Raw genomic sequence first — 7866 nt, forward strand, 5'->3', positions numbered from 1 at the left:
GATATACGGAGCGGACCAATACTAATCGGTCGAGGACTTAACCAAAGCAATACCCGGTGTACGAAGGCAAGTAAACGAAAGACACTTTAGACTTTATCCAGTTTTGAGAGTCCAACGGACTTTCGATTGAAATTGTGTGGTGATGAGGGCAAGAAGGTCACACCTGTTCCCATGCCGAACACAGAAGTTAAGCTTCTTAGCGCCGATGGTAGTGAAGGGATTCCCTTTGTGAGAGTAGGACGTTGCCACGCAAATCAAAAAGACATCATCTCCGGATGGTGTCTTTTTTGTTCTTTTTAAAGTAGTCATTTTAGTAAGAATAAAAACAGTGATAAATCAATTGATAAAACGCTTGCATAACTAACTCGAACATGTTATATTGTTTGTAATAAAGGATTGTTACTGCATCGGCAGGCAAAACCTAAATTGATTCGAATTGTTCTATCTTCATTGAGACAGAGCGTTTGGAATGAGTTTAGGTTTTTTATTTTCTATAAGAAGACGAAAGTAGGTGAGCAAAGCGATAATATGAGAATAGAGAAAGTATTGAATAACAATGTGGTAATTACCTTAACTGATACTAAAGAAGAAATGGTAGTCATGGGAAGAGGGATTGCCTTTCAGCGTAAAGTTGGCGATACAATTGACGTCGAAAAAATAGAAAAAACGTTTGTACCAGAAGGAAATGAAGGTATTGAAACTTTTTCTACTTTGTTTAAAGAAATTAATCCAGAAATTATAGAAATAGCCACTGATACAATCAAATACGCACAGTCTATTTTAAAAACTAAATTAAGCAATAATATTTATTTAACTTTAACGGATCATTTGAACTACGCGATAAGTCGAACGAGTGAAGGAATCGAAATTAAAAATCCTTTAACTTGGGAAATAAAGAAATTCTATAAAAATGAATATGAAATTGGATTAAAAGCTTTAGAAAAAATTAAAACTAAACTCGGTGTACCAATGAACGAAGATGAAGCAGCATCTATTGCTTTGCATATTGTGAATGCTAAACAAGATGGACAAGAAATTGGAATCACCGTTAAAATGACTAAAGTTGTGCAAGATATTTTAACAATTGTACGGTTACAATTTGGAATCACTTTTGATGAAGATTCTTTTAACTATTCTCGTTTTGTTACTCACCTACAATATTTTGCTCGTAGAATGCTGGAACAGGATAACAAAAGTTCTAATGATGATTTTTTATTCGAACATGTTAAAATAAAGTATTCAAAAGCTTTTGAATGTACAAATAAGATCAATAGTTATCTTGAAAATAAGCATCAAACATCATTATCAAAAGATGAACAAGTTTATCTTGCTATTCATATCCACAGAGTTACGAGTGAAATTAAAAATCAATGATGGATTGTTACTGCGCAAGCAGGCAAAACCTAAGTTGATAGCTAGAATGTATCTATGGATACATCAGGCTATTAATTTAGGTTTTTCTTTTTCAAAAAATCAAAAAGAGAGAAGGACTTAGAATGAAATATGAAGCATTAGCTAAATCAATAATTGAAAATGTTGGTGGAACAGAAAATATTAATAGCTTAACTCATTGTGTGACCAGATTACGGTTTAAATTAAAAGATGAAAGTAAAGCAAATACAGATGTGTTGAAAAAAACAGACGGAATTGTAACCGTCATCAAAAGTGGGGGTCAGTATCAAGTAGTCATTGGGAATCATGTACCAGATGTTTATCAGGAAGTTGTAACTGTCGGAAATTTAAATAATAATGATTCGTCTGAACAAGAATCGGATGAAAATGTCGGTCTGTTCAATAAGTTTGTTGATATGATTTCAGGAATTTTTGCACCAACTTTAGGTACGTTAGCTGCTACTGGTATGATTAAAGGATTTAATGCTTTGTTTGTAGCATTAGGCTGGCTCACAGTTGAATCAGGAACGTATCAAATATTAAATGCTATAGGTGATTCATTGTTTTATTTCTTCCCTATCTTCTTAGCGTTTACAGCCAGTAAAAAATTCAAAGTGAATCAGTTCACGGCTATGGCTATTGGTGCTTCACTAGTTTACCCAACATTAGCTGGAATAAGAGCAGGTACTCCTCTTTATACACTGTTTTCCGGATCGATTATTGAGTCACCTGTACACACTACTTTTCTAGGGCTTCCCCTTATTCTAATGGACTATTCATCAACAGTTATTCCGATTATTGTTGCCATTTTCCTAGCATCTAAAGTTGAAAAAGGGTTGAAAAAAATTATTCCAGACGTTGTCAAAACCTTTTTGATTCCTTTCTTTACACTTTTAATTATTGTCCCAGTAACTTTCATGATTGTTGGACCAATTGCAACATGGGCAGGTAGCTTAGTAGGAGCAGGTACTTTAGCTGTTTATAACTTAAGCCCAATCTTAGCTGGTGCAATTGTAGGTGGCTTCTGGCAAATATTTGTGATGTTCGGGTTGCATTGGGGTCTTGTTCCAGTAGCGCTGAATAACTTAGCTGTTTATGGATATGATCCTATTTTAGCAATGTCATTTGCAGCCTCATTTGCCCAAACAGGAGCAATTATTGCAGTTATGGCAAAGACCAAAGAGAAAAAAGTTAAATCTTTAGGTATTCCTTCCGTTATTTCTGGCATGTTTGGTGTAACAGAACCTGCGATTTACGGTATCTCTTTACCACTCAAAAAACCATTTATCATGAGCTGTATTGCTGCCGGTGTGGGTGGAGCAACTCTAGGATTAGTAGGAGCCAATGGATATGTTATAGGAGGGCTGGGGTTATTTGGAATCACTAATTTCCTGAATCCTGCTTTGAGCGGATTGGGTAATGTACCTATAGTAATAGCTATCATCACTGGGTCCATGATTCTTGGTTTTATCTTAACTTATGTGGTTGGTTTTGGTAAATTGTATGAAGATGATACAGTTGTGGCAGAAACATTTAATGATGGAACCATTGATTCAGGAAATGAAGTTTATATTGGAAAAGATAGTATTGAAAGCCCATTAAAAGGTTCGGTTATTCCGCTTTCTGATGTTCGAGATGAAGCTTTTTCATCTGGAGCTATGGGAAAAGGTTTGGCAATTGAACCAACTGAAGGGAAATTAGTTTCACCAGTTAATGGAATTGTCACAATGCTTTTCCCAACGTTTCATGCAGTCGGTATAACGTCTAATGAAGGAACAGAAATCTTGATCCATATTGGTATGGATACTGTTCAAATGAATGCTGAAGGATTTGTTCCATACATTAAGCAAGGAGACAAAGTAACAAAAGGTCAGCTTTTAATTGAATTTGATATTGCAAAAATCCAAGCAGCCGGTTACAGCGTGGTCACACCTGTAGTGATCACAAATTCAAAAAATTATTTAGATGTGATTACAACAGAAAAGACAACAGTTGAATCAAAAGAACAACTGATGACGATTGTCATCTAAAAACGGATAAGGAAGAGGTTATTGTATGAAAAAAAATGAAGGTTTTCCAAATGGATTTTTATGGGGAGGAGCAACGGCAGCCAACCAGTTTGAGGGCGCATATAATGAAGGAGGAAAAGGACTCTCTACAGCTGACATGGTAAGATTTATTCCGAAAGAAGACCGTGGAGAAAGTTTTTCATTAGATGTGTCACGAAAAGAAATCGAAGCAATTTTAGCTAACAAAACACAAGCAGTTTTTCCTAAACGTTTTGGAGTAGATTTTTACCACCATTATAAAGAAGATATAGCGCTACTTGCAGAAATGGGATTTAAAGTTTTCCGCTTATCTATTAATTGGGCTAGAATTTTTCCGAATGGAGATGATACAACACCAAACGAAGAAGGATTGGCTTTTTATGATGATGTGTTTGATGAATGTTTGAAATATGGTATAGAGCCATTAGTGACTTTGTCCCACTATGAAACACCATTGAATTTAACATTAAAATACAATGGGTGGGCAGATCGCCAAGTTATCGATTTCTTTGTTAACTATGCGGAGACCGTTTTTATACGATATAAGAATAAAGTGAAATACTGGTTAACATTTAACGAAATTAATATTATCGCATTAAGTCCTTACACTGGTGGTGGAGTACTAGTAGAGGATGCAGATAATCCATTGGAATTGTCTTATCAAGCTGGGCACCATCAGTTTGTAGCCAGTGCATTAGCTATAAAAATAGGGCATGAAATTAATCCAGAATTTAAAATCGGTTGTATGCTAGCACGTATGACTACTTATCCAGAAACAAACAATCCGACCGATATCATCAAAGCACAAGAAAAAAACCAACATAATTTATTTTTTACAGATGTACAAGCACGTGGGGAATACCCCGCCTTTATGAATCGCTATTTCAAAGAAAACAATATATCTATTCATAAAGAGCGTGGAGATGATGAAATATTAAAATCTTATCCTGTCGATTTCATCTCGTTTAGCTATTATATGTCTATCTCTGTTAGTTCAGATCCTAAAAAAGAACAAGTTGGTGGTAATTTTATTGAGGGCGTAAAAAACGATTACTTGGAAACTTCAGATTGGGGATGGCAGATTGATCCAATTGGTTTGAGATGGACCTTGAATGACTTTTATGATCGTTACCAGTTGCCGTTATTCATCGTGGAAAATGGACTAGGAGCATACGACAAAGTAGAAGAAGATGGTAGCATTCATGATCACTATCGTATCGATTATCTACAAAAGCACATTGAGCAAATGAGAGAAGCTGTTAATGATGGTGTAGATTTAATAGGATACACCAGCTGGGGAGCGATTGATTTAGTTAGTGCATCTACTTCTGAAATGTCTAAGCGATATGGTTACGTTTATGTTGATCAAGATGATGAAGGTAAAGGAACGTTAAATCGCTCAAGAAAAGATTCGTTTTTTTGGTATAAAAAAGTTATCGAAACGAACGGAACTGATTTGAATAGTTGAGAGAATGACTAATTTTTAAAGTTACTCATTCTTACAGGTTATTTTCGTCATTTAATAGCCTATGTCATAATTAGTGCAACTAATAATGAGCAATAGACAGAATCTAAAACAATTAATCGGCAAAAAGGAGAAGATGACTTTGACAGTAGAACAATTTCCAAAAGATTTTTTGTGGGGCGGAGCAGTAGCTGCAAACCAATTAGAAGGTGCTTATAACGAAGACGGAAAAGGATTGACTGTGCAAGATGTGACACCACATGGTGGATTTGGCCCGATTACGGAAGAACCTACAGAAGATAATATGAAACTTGTAGGTATTGATTTTTACCATCGCTATAAAGAGGACATTAAATTATTTGCAGAAATGGGATTTAAAACTTTCCGTACGTCAATTGCTTGGGCACGCATCTTTCCAAATGGAGATGAAACTGAACCAAATAAAGCTGGATTAAAATTTTATGATGATTTATTTGATGAACTTCTTAAATACAATATCGAACCATTAGTAACACTATCTCACTATGAAACACCATTACATTTAGCCAAAGAATACGACGGTTGGGTTAATCGCAAAATGATTGGGTTTTATGAAAATTATGTACGCACTGTCTTTACAAGATACAAAGGGAAAGTAAAATACTGGTTGACCTTTAATGAGATCAATTCCATTATACATGCACCATTTATGAGTGGCGGAATTACTACTCCACCAGAAAAACTGACACAAAAAGATTTGTATCAAGCTGTTCATCACGAGTTAGTAGCAAGTGCATTGGCCACTAAAATCGGCCATGAATTAATGCCTGAAGCACAGATCGGATGTATGGTTTTAGCGATGCCGACATATCCATTAACTCCAAATCCAGATGATGTTATTGCTGCTATGGAAGCAGAACGTAAAAACTATTTTTTCTCTGATGTACATGTTCGAGGAGTTTACCCAGGATATATGAAACGATTCTTCCGCGAAAATGCTATTGAATTAGATTTTGGTCCAGAAGATGAAGAACTATTGAAAAATACGGTTGATTTTATCTCGTTCAGTTATTACATGAGTTCTACTGAAACAGCGGATGAAAGTAAACGAGTAGCAGGTGAAGGCAATATTTTAGGTGGGATACCTAACCCATACTTAGAAGCGTCTGAGTGGGGTTGGCAAATTGACCCTAAAGGTTTACGTATTGTTTTGAATGACTTCTGGGATCGTTACCAAAAACCCTTGTTTATCGTTGAAAATGGATTGGGAGCTAATGATAAGCTAATCACAGATGAATATGGAAATAAAACAGTTAAAGATGATTATCGCATTGATTATTTGAATGATCATTTAGTTCAAGTTGGAGAGGCTCTGAAAGATGGGGTCGAAGTTATGGGTTACACAACATGGGGATGTATTGACTTAGTTAGTGCTTCTACAGCTGAATTAAAAAAACGTTATGGTTTTATTTACGTTGATCGGTATGATGATGGTACAGGTACATTAGAACGTTATAAAAAGAAAAGTTTTTCATGGTACAAGGAAGTTATTGAAACAAACGGAACAAGTCTTATTGAAAAATAAAAAAACCTTGTACGATTAAACTCGTGCAAGGTTTTTTTCTTACAGCATATTCATATTAGTTAAAAATTAGATGCAACAAGAAAATAGAGGGTTTTAGTATAATTCAAGTTTCAGTGACTTATAGTTTATTATTTTATTTAAAAAATTATATTAAGTCGTCAAGGACTTCTTTTATAGTTTTTATAAATTGAGAAAGATTTTTGGAAACTGTCTTCAAATATGATAACACTATAACCAATTTTTCAAATTTTTTATTTATAAAAAGAAAAAAAGCTTTAAATAGTGGTTTTTTAGTTATATAATGTATTATACTAACTAAAAGTAAGAAGGGGTGAAATGATGAAATTAATAGATGTTACTAATAATCATTCGGAACTTGTAATAGAACAATTAGAAAATACAAATGCCAATTATATAAAAGTTTTCTCTTTAGGTCAAACCACCGTGATTTGTTCAGGATCTTCAATAAGTAAGGATGTCATTTTATTAAATGAAAGCCGCTCTATAAAAAATTCGGAAATTAACTTTGTATTAAAAAACATCCTTGATACAACTTTTGATAACGTTGAATTTATCTATGCTCCTAATATTGTCGAGATATCCATTCCCGTTGAAGATTGATTTTCATATTTTCTTAAAGTAAGATTATCACTTTTAGATTAAGTATCTATTTTCTGATGCGTCGTCCAATTGGTGATAACTATCTTTTCTATTATAATAATTGTTGTTAATGATTATGGAAACTTATTTTAATAAGCTGAACAAAAATAGTGTTGTTGTATTTACACTGATTGACATGATTTAGGGTACAGGTGCTTTAAAACGTTATAGAAAGAAAAGTTTTGCTCGAGTTTATTCGTGTAAAACTTTTTTTTATTCATTAGTTATTATTGATTAAAATTTATACATGATTTTTAGAATATTTATGTAATGAAAAATGCAACTAACATATCCTTTACAATGTGTAATAAAATTTACAAAATGTTCGTTTTTTTAAACTAAATTATAGTACTTAAATTCTATATTTAATTGAATGTTCATCTTTAATGAAAAATGTAATTTTATTCTAAAAAAATGTTGACGAATGCTGATTTCGCTGGTATATTAGTAAATGTCGTTGAGGCAATTGATTCAAATCAACGAAAAAAATAAAAATAAAAGTTGTTGACAGACAGCGCTGTACATGGTATTATGTATAAGTTGTCACGAACAAAACAACGCGCTTTAGACCTTTGAAAACTAAACAAAGTAAGACGAACCAAATGTGAGGGTGACTTAGCAGTGCTAAGTCAACAGTAACAAAATTAGTGAATAATTATTCGCTAGCAATCAATATGAGCTTCAAGCATCATTTTATATGAGAGTTTGATCCTGGCTCAGGACGAACGCTGGCGGCA

Annotated in this window: 5 protein-coding genes and 1 rRNA gene; all 6 read left to right on the top strand. The window is 33.8% G+C overall.

Translation table 11 applies throughout. The features are described from left to right. Window positions 1-135: 135 nt before the first annotated feature. Window positions 136-251: ribosomal RNA gene (rrf, locus tag ACKI3H_RS02130) — 5S ribosomal RNA — on the top strand. Window positions 252-528: 277 nt separating this feature from the next. Continuing rightward, window positions 529-1374 carry a BglG family transcription antiterminator LicT gene (gene licT / locus ACKI3H_RS02135; protein ID WP_407370652.1) on the top strand — a complete coding sequence of 282 codons (846 nt, stop codon included), beginning with the start codon at window positions 529-531 and terminating at the stop codon, window positions 1372-1374. A 122-nt stretch (window positions 1375-1496) separates the two neighbouring features. Beyond that, window positions 1497-3422 (top strand): beta-glucoside-specific PTS transporter subunit IIABC, encoded by a 1926-nt coding sequence (locus ACKI3H_RS02140; RefSeq protein WP_407370653.1) that lies wholly within the window; start codon window positions 1497-1499, stop codon window positions 3420-3422. Between the two features lie 25 nt (window positions 3423-3447). Beyond that, window positions 3448-4908, top strand: coding sequence for a glycoside hydrolase family 1 protein (locus tag ACKI3H_RS02145; RefSeq protein WP_407370654.1), 1461 nt, complete (start codon window positions 3448-3450; stop codon window positions 4906-4908). A gap of 133 nt (window positions 4909-5041) precedes the next feature. Next, window positions 5042-6469, top strand: coding sequence for a glycoside hydrolase family 1 protein (locus ACKI3H_RS02150; protein WP_407370655.1), 1428 nt, complete (start codon window positions 5042-5044; stop codon window positions 6467-6469). A gap of 339 nt (window positions 6470-6808) precedes the next feature. Then, a complete protein-coding gene (locus ACKI3H_RS02155; protein WP_407370656.1) occupies window positions 6809-7090 on the top strand; it encodes a DUF1827 family protein in 282 nt (93 codons plus the stop codon). Window positions 7091-7866: the final 776 nt, after the last annotated feature.

It is taken from the genome of Carnobacterium sp. (assembly GCF_045617425.1).
Classification (GTDB): Bacteria; Bacillota; Bacilli; order Lactobacillales; family Carnobacteriaceae; genus Carnobacterium_B.

Bases quoted from the DNA above. Each gene is read 5' to 3' on its own strand.
- licT (WP_407370652.1), top strand. From the start codon at position 529: ATGAGAATAGAGAAAGTATTGAATAACAATGTGGTAATTACCTTAACT.
- ACKI3H_RS02140 (WP_407370653.1), top strand. From the start codon at position 1,497: ATGAAATATGAAGCATTAGCTAAATCAATAATTGAAAATGTTGGTGGA.
- ACKI3H_RS02145 (WP_407370654.1), top strand. From the start codon at position 3,448: ATGAAAAAAAATGAAGGTTTTCCAAATGGATTTTTATGGGGAGGAGCA.
- ACKI3H_RS02150 (WP_407370655.1), top strand. From the start codon at position 5,042: ATGACTTTGACAGTAGAACAATTTCCAAAAGATTTTTTGTGGGGCGGA.
- ACKI3H_RS02155 (WP_407370656.1), top strand. From the start codon at position 6,809: ATGAAATTAATAGATGTTACTAATAATCATTCGGAACTTGTAATAGAA.